General features: G+C 51.0%; 13 protein-coding genes. 3 read left to right on the top strand and 10 right to left on the bottom strand.

Going from position 1 to position 15,720, the window contains the following annotated elements; genetic code table 11:
• Window positions 1-3 precede the first annotated feature (3 nt).
• Window positions 4-2,007, bottom strand: coding sequence for an excinuclease ABC subunit UvrB (uvrB, locus tag GO013_RS10080; RefSeq protein ID WP_163810711.1), 2,004 nt, complete (start codon window positions 2,005-2,007; stop codon window positions 4-6).
• 74 nt (window positions 2,008-2,081) lie between these two features.
• On the opposite strand from uvrB, the gene GO013_RS10075 reads away from it, so the two are divergent.
• Window positions 2,082-2,558 (top strand): hypothetical protein, encoded by a 477-nt coding sequence (locus GO013_RS10075; protein WP_163810709.1) that lies wholly within the window; start codon window positions 2,082-2,084, stop codon window positions 2,556-2,558.
• 6 nt (window positions 2,559-2,564) lie between these two features.
• Here GO013_RS10075 and aat read toward each other — a convergent pair whose 3' ends face one another.
• From aat to GO013_RS10055, 4 genes are all read right to left on the bottom strand, one after another.
• Window positions 2,565-3,257 (bottom strand): leucyl/phenylalanyl-tRNA--protein transferase, encoded by a 693-nt coding sequence (gene aat / locus GO013_RS10070; RefSeq protein WP_163810707.1) that lies wholly within the window; start codon window positions 3,255-3,257, stop codon window positions 2,565-2,567.
• Between the two features lie 58 nt (window positions 3,258-3,315).
• Window positions 3,316-5,616 (bottom strand): ATP-dependent Clp protease ATP-binding subunit ClpA, encoded by a 2,301-nt coding sequence (gene clpA / locus GO013_RS10065; RefSeq protein WP_163810825.1) that lies wholly within the window; start codon window positions 5,614-5,616, stop codon window positions 3,316-3,318.
• Window positions 5,617-5,624: 8 nt separating this feature from the next.
• Complete coding sequence (locus tag GO013_RS10060) at window positions 5,625-5,939, bottom strand: ATP-dependent Clp protease adaptor ClpS (protein WP_163810706.1); 315 nt, start codon at window positions 5,937-5,939, stop codon at window positions 5,625-5,627.
• 78 nt (window positions 5,940-6,017) lie between these two features.
• Complete coding sequence (locus GO013_RS10055) at window positions 6,018-6,614, bottom strand: class IV adenylate cyclase (RefSeq protein WP_163810704.1); 597 nt, start codon at window positions 6,612-6,614, stop codon at window positions 6,018-6,020.
• Window positions 6,615-6,660: 46 nt separating this feature from the next.
• Here GO013_RS10055 and crcB point away from each other — a divergent pair, with 46 nt between their 5' ends.
• The gene (crcB, locus tag GO013_RS10050) at window positions 6,661-7,038 is read left to right on the top strand and encodes a fluoride efflux transporter CrcB (protein WP_163810702.1); all 378 of its coding nucleotides are present in this window, start codon (window positions 6,661-6,663) and stop codon (window positions 7,036-7,038) included.
• Between the two features lie 21 nt (window positions 7,039-7,059).
• Window positions 7,060-7,398 (top strand): DUF190 domain-containing protein, encoded by a 339-nt coding sequence (locus GO013_RS10045; RefSeq protein WP_163810700.1) that lies wholly within the window; start codon window positions 7,060-7,062, stop codon window positions 7,396-7,398.
• 57 nt (window positions 7,399-7,455) lie between these two features.
• On the opposite strand, the gene GO013_RS10040 is transcribed toward GO013_RS10045, so the two are convergent.
• From GO013_RS10040 to fusA, 5 genes are all read right to left on the bottom strand, one after another.
• Window positions 7,456-8,553: a chemotaxis response regulator protein-glutamate methylesterase gene (locus tag GO013_RS10040; RefSeq protein WP_163810698.1), complete on the bottom strand. Its 1,098-nt coding sequence runs from the start codon at window positions 8,551-8,553 to the stop codon at window positions 7,456-7,458.
• A gap of 23 nt (window positions 8,554-8,576) precedes the next feature.
• Window positions 8,577-10,754, bottom strand: a complete 2,178-nt coding sequence (locus GO013_RS10035) for a chemotaxis protein CheA (protein WP_163810696.1) — start codon at window positions 10,752-10,754, stop codon at window positions 8,577-8,579.
• Between the two features lie 140 nt (window positions 10,755-10,894).
• Complete coding sequence (locus GO013_RS10030) at window positions 10,895-12,964, bottom strand: methyl-accepting chemotaxis protein (protein ID WP_343219560.1); 2,070 nt, start codon at window positions 12,962-12,964, stop codon at window positions 10,895-10,897.
• Window positions 12,965-13,134: 170 nt separating this feature from the next.
• Window positions 13,135-13,665, bottom strand: coding sequence for a DUF2062 domain-containing protein (locus tag GO013_RS10025; protein ID WP_239057820.1), 531 nt, complete (start codon window positions 13,663-13,665; stop codon window positions 13,135-13,137).
• A 3-nt stretch (window positions 13,666-13,668) separates the two neighbouring features.
• Complete coding sequence (gene fusA, locus GO013_RS10020) at window positions 13,669-15,720, bottom strand: elongation factor G (RefSeq protein WP_163810695.1); 2,052 nt, start codon at window positions 15,718-15,720, stop codon at window positions 13,669-13,671.

Genomic DNA, 15,720 nt, shown 5'->3' with positions numbered 1-15,720 from the left:
CGTCTACCCCAGCTCAAGGATTCGCTCTTGAAGCATGGCAACTCGGTCCCTGAGTTCCGCTGCCCGCTCGAATTCCAACTCTTTGGCCGCCTCACGCATGTCCCGCTCAAGCCGCTTGATATTCTTCTGCAAAGTCTTTGGATCGGCTCCATACTGCGCCGCGTCTTCCGCCGCCAGACCGACCGTGGCCGGTCCGAGAGTCACTCCACTCAATTCGCCAAACAGATTATCCACTTTCTTGCGAATCGTTGTCGGCGTAATCCCGTGCAACGTATTGTGTTCCTGCTGTTTCTGACGTCTGCGTTCGGTTTCATCCATTGCCGAAGCCATGGAATCCGTGACCTTGTCCGCATAAAGAATAACCTTGCCGTCAACATTCCTCGCCGCCCGTCCAAATGTCTGGATCAGCGAACGAGCCGACCGTAAAAAACCTTCCTTGTCGGCATCCAAAATAGCCACCATGGACACTTCAGGAATATCCAATCCCTCCCGAAGCAAATTGATCCCGACGAGCACGGAAAATTCACCGGCCCGGAGCGACTGAATAATCGCCATGCGCTCAAGGGTGTCGATATCCGAATGCAGGTACTTGGACTCCACGCCCATCTGGTTCAGATACTCGTTCAAGTCTTCGGCCATGCGCTTGGTCAACGTCGTGACCAGCACCCGCTCATCCATTGCGTGTCTTTTTTTACATTCCGACAGCAAGTCGTCAATCTGTCCGTGCGTCTTTCGAACCTCTATTTCTGGATCAACCAACCCGGTAGGCCGAATAATCTGCTCCACCACAACCCCCTGGGCCAGATCCAGCTCCAAATGACCGGGCGTGGCGGACACATAGACGGCCTGCTTGATACGCTCTTGAAATTCTTCATAATTCAAAGGCCGGTTATCCAATGCCGACGGCAGTCGAAACCCGAAATCAACCAAAGTGGTCTTCCGGGATCGATCGCCCTTGAACATACCCCCGACCTGAGGCAAGGCAATATGCGATTCATCCACAAACAAAATGAAATCATCAGGGAAATAATCCAGCAACGTCGCCGGAGGCTGACCGACATGCCGTCCGTCCAAATGCAATGAATAATTTTCAATACCACCACAATATCCAAGTTCCTCGATCGTTTCGAGGTCATACATGGTCCGCTGTTCAAGCCGTTGCGCTTCGACCAGCTTCTGCCGTTTTTTGAGATCGCTCAACCGAAGCTGCAATTCATCCCGAATGTCCCGTGTGGCTCGATCCAGATTATCCCGATCAGACACGAAGTGACTGCCCGGATAAATAACCGTTTTCCTGAGTCGATCCTTGACTTCACCCGTCAAAGGGTCTGTCTCGGAAATGGAGTCTATTTCATCCCCGAAGAACTCAATCCTCAGGGCCTTTTCCCGACTGTACGCGGGAATGATTTCAACAACATCGCCACGCACACGAAAGGTTCCGCGATGAAAATCATAGTCATTGCGTTCATAATGGATTTCCACCAACCGCCCAAGCAATGATTCCATGGTCATGGTCTGCCCCTCTTCCACGGGAATCACCATCTTGGCATAAAAATCCGGGGAACCAAGGCCATAGATACAGGAAACAGAAGCGATGATGAGGACGTCCTTGCGGGTCAGCAAAGCATGGGTGGCGGCATGACGCAGTTTATCGATATTGTCATTGATGGACGAATCCTTTTCAATATACACATCGGAGTGTGGAAGATAGGCTTCCGGCTGGTAATAGTCATAATAACTGACAAAATATTCAACCGCGTTGTCGGGAAACAACCCACGAAATTCCGTATACAACTGGGCAGCCAGCGTCTTGTTCGGCGCAAGAATCAACGCGGGACGATTCAATGTCGCCACCACGTTGGCCATGGTAAAGGTCTTGCCTGTTCCGGTCGCGCCCAGCAAGACCTGATCGCGCACCCCACTTTGCAAGCCATGAACGAGTTCGGCGACAGCATCCGGCTGGTCGCCTTTCAGAGTATAGTCACTGACAAGTTTAAAATCAGGCATTTCCTGTGCATCCCGGGCTTGAGATCATCTGCCAAACCACGTAAGAACCAATAATAAAAACCAAGGAGACCACCATGGATATCACCGTTACTCCCCCGACTTCCCCACTCCCTATCGATCGCGCCTTTTGCCTTTCCATGGTCATCAAAAGCTTCAAAGGCCGGCGCAACGTCGAAGTTCACCTATTTCGCGCACGATGGGACGATTCAGCCAATTCCCAGACGGACCTCGACTCACTCATCGGAGCACCCTTCGATCCGGCCCATACGGACCACAAAGGCAGCCGAACCGTCATTTTGGAATCCTTCACAGACACTGAACGCGACCTTATTATCAACTACCTGAAAGAACAGTATTCCACAAGACTCACAGCCATCCGTTCCATGCCCCTGACGTTCCCGGTCCCCCTCGGGTTGACCGGCCTGTCACAGGCGCAGGTGAGCAAAAACATCGGGTTTATCGAATTCGAAAGAATCCCGAGCTATTCACTCGAAATTCCACTCAAAGGCCTGTACGATTTAAGCCAGCACCCTCCCATCGTGGAAGGATAATTCTGGCTACGCCGGGCCATCAAAAGTCCATCCGCCACTTCGGGAAGGACATTCCAATCCTTCTCGAACCTTTTGAAGGAATTCATACCGCTGCACTTCTCGTGCGCCAAATCGAAGAAGATGATGTGTTGTCTGCTGACAATCAATCAGATTGAATCCCCATCTTTCGAGCTGGGCAACCAAAACGGCAAACGCGGCCTTCGACGCATCCGGCACGTGATAAAACATGGATTCCCCATAAAAAACCGAACCAAGTGCCACTCCATACAGCCCTCCGACCAAGGTCTCTCCCTGCCACGCTTCAACGCTATGCGCAAAACCCAGCTCATGCAACGTCACATAGGCGTCTACCATGTCCTCCACAATCCAGGACCCTTCCTGCTCAGGTCGAGGACAGCATGCACACTGCCGAATGACCGAACTGAATTGGGTATCCATGGTAAAGGTAAACGTCTTTTTATTCAGCACACGCCGCAGACTGCGCGACACATGCAGTTCTTTGGGAAAAAGGACCAAACGAGGATTGGTTGACCACCACAAGATGGGAGAATCATCTCCGTACCAGGGAAAAATTCCATTGGCATAGGCATTCACGAGCCGTTGGGGACTGAGGTCGCCTCCCACAGCCAGCAAACCGTCAGGGTCAGCCTCTTCCGGGTCCGGAAAGACCGGTTCGTCAAAAAGTCGATAGATTGTCATCTGTTCACACACAAAAAAGGGCAGCTCCAGCCACCCTTTTCGTCAGTATCATCACTAATTATTGTTTTTTACCAACAGCTTCATAAGAAAACACCAATTCGCCAGCGGAAGATTCGCCCTGTTTTTTACCCGTGGTGTGATCGACGGTCACGACACCGCCTTTCATCAGGGAGCCAAAGAGCAATTCATCCGCAATGACATCCTTGATTTCCGTCTGAATCGCCCGGCCCATGGGACGCGCCCCCATGGTCGCGTCATGCCCGACATCCGCCAAATATGACCGAGCCGTGTCCGTGAGCGTCACGAACACGCGTCGATCCTGCAACTGATCATTCAGTTCTTTGATAAACTTGTCCACGATCAGCTCCATAACCGGCTGTTCCAACGCCTTAAATGTCACGATAGAATCCAGTCTATTCCGAAATTCCGGGCTGAACAACTTTTCCAAGGCCTTCATGACTCCACCCTGCCGATCAGCGGATTCGTTGCGCTTGAACCCGATCGCTCCCTTGGCCATCTCACGCGCTCCAGCATTGGAGGTCATAAGCAGAATCACATGCCGAAAATCGGCCTTGCGCCCGTTGTTATCGGTCAAGGTCGCGTAGTCCATGACCTGAAGCAAGATATTGAACACATCGGGATGCGCTTTTTCGATCTCATCGAACAGCACCACACAATGCGGTTTTTTCCGCACGCCTTCGGTCAAAAGACCGCCCTGGTCAAATCCGACATAGCCCGGAGGGGCCCCAATGAGGCGAGCTACAGCGTGTTTTTCCATGTATTCAGACATATCAAAACGCAAAAAACTGATCCCGAGGACATCGGCCAATTGACGAGCAAGTTCGGTCTTGCCGACACCTGTGGGGCCGGTCAAAAGGAAACTGCCCACCGGACGCCCCGCCTGTCGCATTCCGGCCCGAGAACGTTTGATGGACTGGGACAACGCGGTCACAGCCTCATCCTGCCCAAAGACCACACCCTTCAGGTCCGTTTCAAGATTCTGGAGTCTCGCCCTATCGGACACTGTCAGACGACGGGCCGGAATCCGAGCCATCCGCGCCACGACCTTTTCGATATCAGCCACCGAAATACGATCACCCTTACGAGTTCGGGACGACAACTTATACAAGGCACCGGCCTCGTCCATGACGTCAATGGCCTTATCCGGCAAGAAACGATCAGTAATATGTCGCTCTGACAATTCCGCTGCGGCTTTCAAGGCAAAATGCGTATAATTCACACCGTGAAATTCTTCATAGTGCGGTTTCAAGCCTTTGAGAATGGCAACAGTCTCTTCCACGGTCGGTTCGGCAATCTCAATTTTCTGGAACCGGCGAGACAACGCTCGATCCTTTTCAAAATGATTCTTGTACTCTTCGAAAGTCGTTGACCCGATGCACCGAATCTCACCGGATTGCAGCAGCGGTTTCAAGATATTTGACGCATCCATGCTACCGCCGCTGACAGACCCGGCTCCCACGATCGTGTGAATCTCATCCACAAACAGGACAGCGTCCTTGTTCTGCTTGAGTTCAGCCAAGACCCCCTTGAGACGTGCTTCAAAATCTCCACGATATTTGGTTCCAGCAAGCAAAGCCCCCATGTCGAGGCTGTAAATTTCCGCATTGAGAAAATCCTTGGGAACATTGCCTTCGACCACCATCAGGGCCAACCCTTCGGCCATGGCGGTTTTACCAACACCGGGATCACCCACAAAAATGGGATTGTTCTTCCGACGACGAGACAAAACCTGCACGGTCCGTTCAAGCTCTGGTCCTCGACCAATGAGCGGATCGATCAATCCTTCCGCCGCCCGTTCCGTCAGATTCACCGCATATTCCTTGAGAGGACTCTTCTTTTCACCCGGTCGGGCCTCAAACGGATTGGATTTGGTGGGGGAGTCTTCATCCAAGTCGCTCCATTCTTCACCCATGGACATGCCATGAGAAATGACCTCAAGGATATCCAGGCGGGATACATCGTGGGTCCGCAAAAAATACACGGCGTATGAATCCTCTTCGTCAAACATGGCGGCCAGCACATCACCCACGTCAACCGTGGTCTTGCCGGACGCTTTTTTCTGCCAAACGGCCCGTTGCAGGACTCGACGAACGCCAAGTGTCTGAATGACCTCGGATTCCGTTCCTTCGGGCAAAGATTCCATATTCTCCGCAAAAAACCGGCCAAGCTGGTCCCTGAGATGGTCCATTTCGGCACCGCAAGCCGCCAGAATCTCCTCTCCCAGTTCCTCAATGGAAATGGCATACAACAGATGTTCCAATGTCAGAAATTCATGATTTCTGCGCTTCACCTCATTGACAGCGGCCGTCAATGCACTTTCAAGTTCCTTGCTGAGCATCGTCATATCTATTCACCTTCCATGCTGCACTTGAGCGGAAAGCCTGCGCTTTTTGCCAGCCTGTGCACCAGATCGACTTTAGTTTCAGCCACTTCGGCAGTATATGTACCGCATACTCCGTACCCTTTGTTGTGGACGGAAAGCATGATGGCCGTCGCCTGTGCTTCGTTTCGACGAAACACCCGAACCAATATTTCAACCACGAAATCCATGGTCGTATAATCATCATTATGCAATAGGACCTTGTACTTTCGAGGCTCTCGAACTTCTCGCTCATCAAAAACTTCAGCCTCGAACCGGTCGCCAGAAAAAGGGTTACTCATAGTTTATTCTCTCCAAAAGCACTGTCTTCCTTACCTTGCAATATAAATTCCTTTTCACCGGCTGTCGAGGGGCGAATCTCATTCTTTCTCAAGTTGGGCGACCAGTCGGGCACGGACTTCATCGGCAAAGACGAAACTTTCGTCCGAGGCAAGCCCTTTGGCCTGACGGTCTATCCGATTCAATGTATGATATGTTTTTGTTGTTGTCTCGTGCCCATCCAGACCAATGGCCTTTGCGCAGGCATGAACAGCGGCCTCAGTTCCCTCTATCTCCACAAAACACCCAAACGGCAATAAATCCAGACAAATGACGCAATCCATGAACCGCCATTGCTCCCGGATTTTTTCGTATGAGAAAAACACCTTGAACCCGATCACTTCCAACGCAGTCTTCATGGTCAAAAAATCCCCGACCCGCGTCTCTATTTCATCAAAAACTTTGAGAGAAGACGGGACCTCGACCAGAGGAGGTCGCTTAACCGTCAAAATGGCTTTACCCTGCTTGTGCCGAAGCCTCAACAAAATCGAGTGTTGCTTCAGCGATCTTTCGGCATCATCAAAGACCAGATTTGATTCAAAATATTTCCCCAGATGTGTTGCCCCGGCTTCCTGCAAACGGAGACTCAAAGACTCCAAGTCTACCCGTAAGAATTTCAACTCACATTCAAGGACCATTGGCTTTCTCCCATTGAATTGCTATACACGCCATGAGGATAACGAAATGTTCACAAAATTACTCTATCTTTCCCTTGGTGGCGCGGCTGGGACCATGTCCCGTTATTGGTTGTCCGGGGTCGCCCAACGCATGATTGGTGGATCATTTCCCCTTGGGACATTTACCGTAAATGCGCTTGGTTGTCTGCTTTTTGGAGCGGTTTGGGGATTTTTCGAAAATCGGCTGCTTCCGGGCAGTGAAATCAGGCTGCTCGTATTGACGGGATTCATGGGCGCATTCACCACTTTTTCGACCTATATGTTCGAGACCGCCGAGCTGGTTAAATACGGCCAGATGCTCACCGCTCTCCTCAATGTCGTTGGTCAGAGCATTGTGGGACTCGCACTTGTTCTCACGGGCATCGCCCTTGGTCGATTACTCTAATGCTTCACTTGGGAGGTCTGCATGAAACTGCTCGAAAAAGCTGAACGAATTAGAATCTACATTGGTGAAGATGACAAGCATAAAGGGATGCCTTTAGCCGAAGCCATCGTCAAAGAAGCCAGACAGTTAGGGCTGGCCGGAGCCACGGTTTTTCGCGGCATGAGCGGATTCGGTGCCAACAGCCGTATCCACACAACCAAAATCCTCCGATTGTCAGAAGACTTGCCCGTTGTCGTAGAAATAGTTGAACACCCTGACCGTCTCGACAGTCTGCTCGATCACCTGAGCGACATCATGAGCGAAGGCATGGTGACGCGAGAACCTGTCAACGTCATGCTCTATCGACACGCAAAGAAATAACGCCTTCGCAATACTCATTCCGAAGGCACTTTTTCTGTATCAATCGAGACCTGAGTGCTATCCACAAGCCCGAACAACCTCTTCGGCTATTCGCGAAAGAGGCAAAATCTTTTTGACGCCCCCGGTCTTGATAGCCTCATGCGGCATTCCGAACACCACACAACTGGCTTCATCCTGTGCAATGGTATACGCTCCGGCCTCATATAACTCTTTCATCCCCTTGGCCCCGTCATCCCCCATTCCAGTCATGATGGCGGCAACGACATTGCTTCCGCCATATCGAGCACCGGACCGAAACAGCACATCCACGGACGGACGATGGCGGGAGACCAATGGCCCACTTTTCACCTCAACATAATACCGGCCACCGGTTCGCTTCAACAGCATATGCTTGTCCCCCGGAGCAATCAGGGCCTGTCCTCGACACAAGGCATCACCGTTTTCGGCTTCCTTGATATTGATCGCACAAATCGAATTCAATCGATTGGCAAAGGCTCGTGTAAAATGTTCAGGCATATGCTGCACAATGGCAATGGGTGGACAATTGATCGGTTGGGCTTCCAAAAAGACCTTGAGAGCTTCTGTCCCGCCGGTAGACGCGCCAACCAGACAGACTTTTTCCGTGGCAGCGACATGATGTACCGTCCCCTTTGCAAGAACGGCATCCGCAGACAACTTCGGACGAACTGCAATTGGAGCAACAGGTTCCCGTTTTCTGACAGGCCGGGGCTGTGCCGAACGAGTTGTGGCAGGACGGGCCAGGGCCGCTGCCTTGACCTTGTCAATAAGCCGAATACTCGACTCCTCCAAAAAACGTTTGGTGCCAACACGGGGCTTGGTGATAATTTCAACAGCACCGTACTCTAAAGCCTTGAGCGCATTGTCAGTCCCTTTTTCCACGACCGAGGAACAGATCACGACCGGGACAGGATGTTGCTTCATGAGCTTTTTCAAGAAGGTCAGCCCATCCATGCGCGGCATCTCGATATCGAGCGTAATCACATCAGGAATTTCCTTTTTCAACCGCTCGGCAGCGACATAGGGATCAAGAGCCGTCCCCATGACTTCTATTTGCGGATCAGAAGAAAGAATTTCCTCAAGGGTCTGCCGTACCACGGCAGAATCATCAACAATCAATACACGAATCTTACGCATTTCTTTCCTCGCACACAAAAATTCTATTTGGACTCGGCAACCACTCGCCGGACCAGGCCCGGGACATCCAGGATCAAGGCAATGGATCCATCACCCTTGATGGTCGCACCGGAAATGCCTTCCACGTCCTTATAGACCCGTCCCAGACTTTTGATAACAGTCTGATGTTCACCGATCACGGTATCCACGACAATCCCCACCCGGCTGCCTTCCACGCCGGTAATGACGATCTGCTCGATGGGAGGGCTGTCCCCTTCCACTTCAAACCAATCCCGAATATGAATATATGGCACAATTTCACCGCGAAGATGCAATATACGTTGCCCGGAATCACTTTCATTGACCTGCTCTCTGGTCAATTCGACGCACTCTTCGACCAGCGACAGCGGAATGACATAAAATTCATTTTCCACCTTGACCTGCAAACCATCAATAATGGCCAGCGTCAACGGCAACCGAATGGTAATGGTCGTTCCCGTTCCAGGCTTGGAATCAATATCAATCGTCCCCCGCAGGGAATCTATGGCCCGTTTGACCACATCCATACCAACACCGCGACCCGACACACTGGTCACTTCCGAAGCTGTTGAAAAACCGGGTTCAAATATAAGTTTGAGCAACTCTTTTTCGGTCAATTCGGCATCACGAGAAATCAAACCTCGTTCAACACCTTTTTTACGGATGACCTCACTCCGCATTCCTTTACCATCATCAGTTATACGAATCAGGACTTCGCCCCCGGAATGTTCTGCCGCAAGCATGATGGTTCCCTGAGCCGGTTTGCCCTGGGCAACCCGCTCTTCCGGAGATTCAATCCCATGATCGATACTGTTTCGTAACAGATGCACCAGAGGATCACTCAAACGCTCAATAACGGTCTTGTCCAATTCCGTTTCCGCACCGCTGGTCGACAATCCGATCTGTTTTCCGAGATCGGCGGATAAATCCCGAACCAACCGTCTGAACTTGCTGAAAGAAGTCCCAATAGGAAGCATTCTGATACCAAGTGTTGAATCCCGCAGCTCGTCACTCAACCGCTCCAGCTCTTCAGCCAAAATGGTCATTGTCGGATCATTTCTTTCACTGATGACCTGAGAAATCTGCGCCTGAACAATAACCAGTTCACCGACAAGGTCCACGAGATAATCCAGTTTATCCGCTGCGACACGAATACTGGACATCACTTCCTGCCGCTTTTTATGGGCGACCTGATCCTTGACTTCTCCCTGTCGCTTGACGGCTTTCTTGACTGCTTTTTGCGTCACCTTCCCGTCTTCCGCCAAGATTTGCCCCAGCGGTTTGGTGGCTTTTTCCTGTTTTTTCAACGCGGCGTGAACATCCTCTTCACACAAATCTCCATTCTGCACGAGAATTTCACCAATTTTGGGAATGCACTCCTCATCAGGCACTCCGGCTATCTCGACACTCGATTTCGAATCATTCGCCTCTGATTCAGGTTTGGAGGCATCGACGGGCTGCGTTGACGGCGTCGGGACAGGCTCAGTCGCACCGGCCGGATGAATGTCAACCGACACATTCGCCGTCAAAAAGAAAAAGACATCCTCCACGGCATCGGTCGCTTCCGCTGTGACCAAGTGCAATTCCCACCCAGTGCCAGTATCGCGATGACGGGAAAGAACGGATAATTCGCCCAACCGATCCAGTTCTTCAAAAAAAAGTTCGACAGCCTCGACATCCAGATCCGCATCCCCTTGCGGTTTCAGCGAAATATGGAATGCATGCAATGACTGGTCCGACTGTTCGTCTCCAGTCGGTTCTATCTCGGAGGATTCGGCTTCTTCGCCGCCCTGTTCTTCGTTCTCCCCTTGGACAAGTTCTTTCAGGCCAAGAAAGATGGTTTCCATATTTTCCGCATCCACACTCCCGGCATCGTCAGCATCGAGCATATTCTTGATATGATCCCTGGCCTGAAGCGACAAACTACACAAAGCGGGCGACACGGGGAGGTCTCCATTCCTGACCATATCAAAAACAGTCTCAACCTCATGGGTGAAACCAGCAATTTCATCAAACCCGAACATCGAGCCTGACCCCTTGATGGTATGCAGGGCACGAAAAATCTGATTGACCAGATCCATATCGTTGGGAGCTTCTTCAAGCTCCAATAACGCCCCTTCCAACTCACGCAAAAGGTCGTATGCTTCCTCTTTGAATATCTGCCTGTTCAGATCATCTGACATTCGGCACTCTCCTGAAATCACGTCAATATATGAAATTCTACTCGCTCAAACGCACGCTGCTGCGTGTCCTTTCAAACACTATATCACTCATATCAAAACAAATAGCCCATTATAATCTTTTCAAAAAATCACGAATTCTCCTATTTGCCAAGAAAAACAATTTCGGCCCGAGCGGTTTCTTCGTCAAAAGGCTTCACAACCACATCGATTTTCTCATTTTTGAATACAGCTGCACCCAAAAGTATCCCTTCAAAATAATCAAAAAGGCCACGAGAAGACCTATAATTCATGAACAAAACAGTTCCCTTATCCTCATACGTGAATGAAGGTGGTTTAATCCCCGGTTGCGCCTTGGTCAATTGTGTATGCACCTCATTCATACGCAGATAAAAATCCTTCAAAGACTCATTCTTGAAATGTCCCGGATACAGCGCGTTGAATTGGCCAACGGAGAATTGCCCGAGTCCCAGAAAAAACCGACGCGTGGTCACACCAACAATACGGGATACACATTCCGCCATTTGCAGCAGGACCTGATCCGGATAGCTTTCCGTGGACAAAAAGACAGGATTCCCCAACGAGTCCTGCATGGTCGCATACACGTCCTCGCCAAACTCGCGTAACACATAATCCTGAGTCAGCTTCGGCAAAACGCCCTTCATCTCACTTTTGGACTCACGAAGCGCGGTTTCTCCATCCCCGTCCCGAAAGTCCTGAGACACATTGAGCAGATCCCGAGCCAATTCAGCCATATCACGAGTGGCACAGGCTGCCTGTCCAGCGGCTTCATCAGCGTCCTCGGCAATGACCGCGATTTCCTCGACGCGATGCATGACCTCTTCTGCCGCCGCAGACTGCAACTCTGCGGCAGTAGCGATTTCAGCCACCCGTTCGACCATACCATGAATGCTTTCCATGATATGCTGCAACGTCTCACCGGCCTTGTTGGATAAGGAGGTACTCGCTGCGACCTGCTTGGCGGTGGCCCGCATGGACGATGTGGCTTTTTTTGACCGGGTTTGTATTTTTTTGATTGCGGACTCTACTTCCTGCGTGGCGGTCACCGTTTTTTCCGCCAACTTACGCACTTCATCAGCCACCACGGCAAACCCCCGACCAGCATCACCAGCCCGGGCCGCTTCAATAGCCGCGTTCAGAGCCAGCAGGTTCGTCTGATCGGCAATATCATTGATGACACCGATGATTCGCCCGATTTCACCTGCTTCCATATGTAACTTGCCAACTTCCTGCTCCAAAAGAACCGCTTCATTGGCAACCTGATTGATCGCCACAACCGCCTTGTCTACCATGGCAACACCGTCGGAAGCTGAGGTATTGGCTTCGTCCGCCGCGCCTCTGGTCGCCATGGCATTTTTGGCCACTTCAATCACAGTCTCCGTCATATCTTCCATGGACAAGGCCACTGCGGACGTCTGCTGGCGTTGTTTTTGCGCCCCTTGAGCCTGATCATCTGCCGAAGCCGACAAAAGCTCAGTTGCCGAAGCAACGTGTTCCGCAAGCCCACTGATCCGCTCTCCGGCCTGAGTCATATGCTGTTGTTGATGTTCAATTTTACGAGTATTCTCAGAAAGCTCAGTCAAATCAATAAATGAAATCACTGCGCCGAGACGTTGTCCCTCATAGTCATGGATACAATTCACAAAAAGCTGCACGGGAAACGTTCGTCCATCCCAAAGGACCAGATCAACTTTCTGTGCAATGGGATGCCCCGTCTCAAGAGCCTGTTCGGTCAAGGAAGTCCCATCCAAGTTGTACAACGCCTGACTGACGGTCTTCCCTATGATCTGCTCTGTATCTTTCTGGACCATATCGACAAAAGATCGAGAGGCACTCTGAATGACACCGTCTTGATCGCACACACATGCGGGACTTCCTAGTTCTTGAAATGCTTCCTTGAAAAAAACTGTTTGTGTACAGGCACTTTGCATGGCCTGAGCGCAGGCTTCCAATGCCCCGTCAAAGACCTGTGCCATTCCCGGCGCAGAATCAAGGCCGGCCGCAATTTTTTCCAACGCTTTCTGAATCCGTTTTTGGCGCGCACGGGAAAATATCCCGGCAAAAACGAGCATAATCAAGACACAGAAAACACCGATGCTGTATGCCCCCCATCCCCCGATTGCCGAGGCAGCAGCAAACACGCCACAGACCAGCACACCAAAAACACTCAGTTCCATGAGTCCGATAAACACCGCCCAAACTCCCTTTGCGAATCGAGTCCCATAAATTTGTATGGAAATAACATGAATTACTACAAAATGAGTACATTTAATCCAATGCAAAAGCAAACCAGCAACGAGAAAAAAGCACTGTCAGCAAAAGCTGACAGTGCTTCAAAAACACCAAAATCTATCGAGGAAAACTACCGCCCCACTTTTTTCCGTAACAAACGGATCGCCCGCCGCTGACGATATCGTCTGACTAAAAATAACGTGATGAAATACGTTGCAATGGTCGCGGGAATCCCAAAAACCAAGCCTCCAACAAACATAACGGCAAAGACTTGCCAACCGGCAGCGAGCAGTTCTGTCATTTCCAGATGCGAAGGATCGAACACCACATGATCGAATGGCATGACGGCACGACCAACGAGAAACAAAAAGTAATAAAATGGAACCATGGTCGCGGCATTGGAATAACACGTGGCAAGCCAAGCGGCCAATTTGTTAACCCGCAGACAAAAGGCCAACGCGATGACAACCACGGATTGAAACGGCATAATAGGCATGGATCCTATGAACATGCCCAGAGCACAGGCTGTCGCCAGATTTTTCGGCGATGAATTCTGACGCATCAAACGAAGGGACCAGTACCGAATCCATCGTTTGCTCCGGATCCACCAGTCCCGACTCTTTTTTTCCTCACGAAAAGAAGGACGATTCAAATCACTCAAGAATTACTCCAACACATCAAAGCGTGAAAATTTCATGACAAACCCGGCTCTTCCCTGTGTGGAAGACCGCAGGTCCGTGGAAAATCCAAAAAGTTTGCCCAACGGCGCAAGCCCTTGAACCACTTTTTGTCCCTGGCGGTCAATCATATTCTCGATTTTTGCCCCTTTGGACCCAAGCAATCCGACAACCTCACCAACAAAATCTTCCGGGACCGAAATTTCCACCCACATGAGGGGTTCCATCAATTTCGGATCAGCCTGCCCAAGAGCGTCCTTCAACGCCATGGCAGCCGCCATCCGATACCCAACAGGGCTGGATTCGCCTTCCTGTCGCCGTAGGCCAGACACACGAATACGCACGTCCTGCACCGGATACCCACGGACAACACCACTTTGCAAGCCGTCTGAAATACCATCTTCAACCGCTTCAATCCACGCAGCAGGCCATTCTTCAAGCGGGACTTCAAAAACAATGTCGCGCCCCTGATCTCGATCCAATGGTTCAACGATCAAATCGACCGCACCGAAATGGGTCACTTCACCCAATTCCCGGTGAAATTCACCACTCCCCCGTCCCTGTTTGGTCACGGTTTCCTGATACACGACCTGCGGCTTGCCAACACGAGGCTCCAGCTTATATTCACGCTTCAATCGTTCTTGAATCACTTCAAGATGCAGCTCGCCCATACCAGAAAGAATAATCTGCGCCGTGTCCTCATCCCGCCTCAATGCAAGGGTCGGATCTTCCATCAGATACTTGTCCAGTACCTCATCAAGTTTTTCCCCCTCTGCTGCATTGCGAGGTTCAATGGCCAACGAAATCACCGGCTTGTAATCTGCAATCTGCTCCAAAAGAATTGGAGCGTCCTGTGTCGCCAAGGTATCTCCAGTCCGTGCGAATTTCATTCCGGCTGCCGCGACCATATCACCGGCAAACGCACAGTCGATCTTTTCCTTGCGTCCGGCATGAAGTCGAAACAGGCGAGCCACTCGTTCCGGCGTATCCTGTGTCACGTTAAACACGATATCACCCGCTGAAATTTTTCCAGAATAAATACGCATCATGGCCAGTTTGCGCCCAGAATCCAATGTCACCTTGAAAACCAATGCGGACAGCGGCTCCTTGTGTGACACGGCAAAGGACTGTCGAGTCTTGTCCACAGGATTCACGCCCGCTGCAACCGGGACATCCAACGGACTCGGCAAAAAGTCGCACACAGCGTCCAAGACAGGCTGAACACCGATATTCTTCAAAGCCGAACCGACCAACACCGGAACAACCTTCCGTGCTAACGTCGCTTTTCGAAGAGCAGCCCGAATTTTAGCAACAGGCACAGCTTCACCCGAAAGATAGAGATCGAGAATTTCCTCGTCTTCATCTCCAGCAACTTCAATGAGTTTTTCACGCCAAGAAGACAACCTGTCCGATTCTTCGTCCGTCAGATCACGGGCCGTATAGTCAACACCCTTGGTCTTCTGATCAAATTCGAGCCGTTGCATCGTCACGAGGTCAAAAACACCGGCAAAATCCTGCCCTTCGCCGTCAGGATATTGAATGGCCAGAGGATTCGCGCCAAGCTTTTCCTCCATAGAGGTCAGTACCGCTTCAAAATTTGCTCCCAACCGATCCATCTTGTTGACAAAGGCCAACTTGGGGACAGCATATACTTCGGACTGACGCCACACAGTTTCGGACTGAGGTTCCACCCCGCTCACTCCGCAAAAGACACCCACCGCTCCATCGAGCACCCGCAATGATCGCTCCACCTCAATGGTGAAATCGACATGGCCGGGCGTGTCGATGATATTAATCATGCACGGATCCCAACGACAGGACGTCACAGCGGACATAATGGTAATACCCCGCTCCTGCTCTTCCGGCATGTAATCCATGGTGGCCGTGCCCTCATGGACTTCACCAATTCGATGAATCTTTCCGGAGTAATACAGAATACGTTCTGTCAGGGTTGTTTTCCCTGCGTCAATGTGTGCGATAATACCAATATTGCGAAGCGTGCCAAGCACCTTCGCTGAAGGGGCGTTGCTCTTGCTCAC

The organism is Pseudodesulfovibrio sp. JC047, from assembly GCF_010468615.1.
Taxonomy (GTDB): Bacteria; Desulfobacterota; Desulfovibrionia; order Desulfovibrionales; family Desulfovibrionaceae; genus Pseudodesulfovibrio.
Note: the sequence above shows the minus strand (reverse complement) of the source record. Positions and strands in the feature narration are given on the sequence as shown.

Bases quoted from the DNA above. Each gene is read 5' to 3' on its own strand.
- aat (WP_163810707.1), bottom strand. From the start codon at position 3,257: ATGACAATCTATCGACTTTTTGACGAACCGGTCTTTCCGGACCCGGAA.
- GO013_RS10055 (WP_163810704.1), bottom strand. From the start codon at position 6,614: ATGGTCCTTGAATGTGAGTTGAAATTCTTACGGGTAGACTTGGAGTCT.
- crcB (WP_163810702.1), top strand. From the start codon at position 6,661: ATGTTCACAAAATTACTCTATCTTTCCCTTGGTGGCGCGGCTGGGACC.
- GO013_RS10060 (WP_163810706.1), bottom strand. From the start codon at position 5,939: ATGAGTAACCCTTTTTCTGGCGACCGGTTCGAGGCTGAAGTTTTTGAT.
- GO013_RS10045 (WP_163810700.1), top strand. From the start codon at position 7,060: ATGAAACTGCTCGAAAAAGCTGAACGAATTAGAATCTACATTGGTGAA.
- GO013_RS10035 (WP_163810696.1), bottom strand. From the start codon at position 10,754: ATGTCAGATGATCTGAACAGGCAGATATTCAAAGAGGAAGCATACGAC.
- GO013_RS10075 (WP_163810709.1), top strand. From the start codon at position 2,082: ATGGATATCACCGTTACTCCCCCGACTTCCCCACTCCCTATCGATCGC.
- uvrB (WP_163810711.1), bottom strand. From the start codon at position 2,007: ATGCCTGATTTTAAACTTGTCAGTGACTATACTCTGAAAGGCGACCAG.
- clpA (WP_163810825.1), bottom strand. From the start codon at position 5,616: ATGCTCAGCAAGGAACTTGAAAGTGCATTGACGGCCGCTGTCAATGAG.
- GO013_RS10040 (WP_163810698.1), bottom strand. From the start codon at position 8,553: ATGCGTAAGATTCGTGTATTGATTGTTGATGATTCTGCCGTGGTACGG.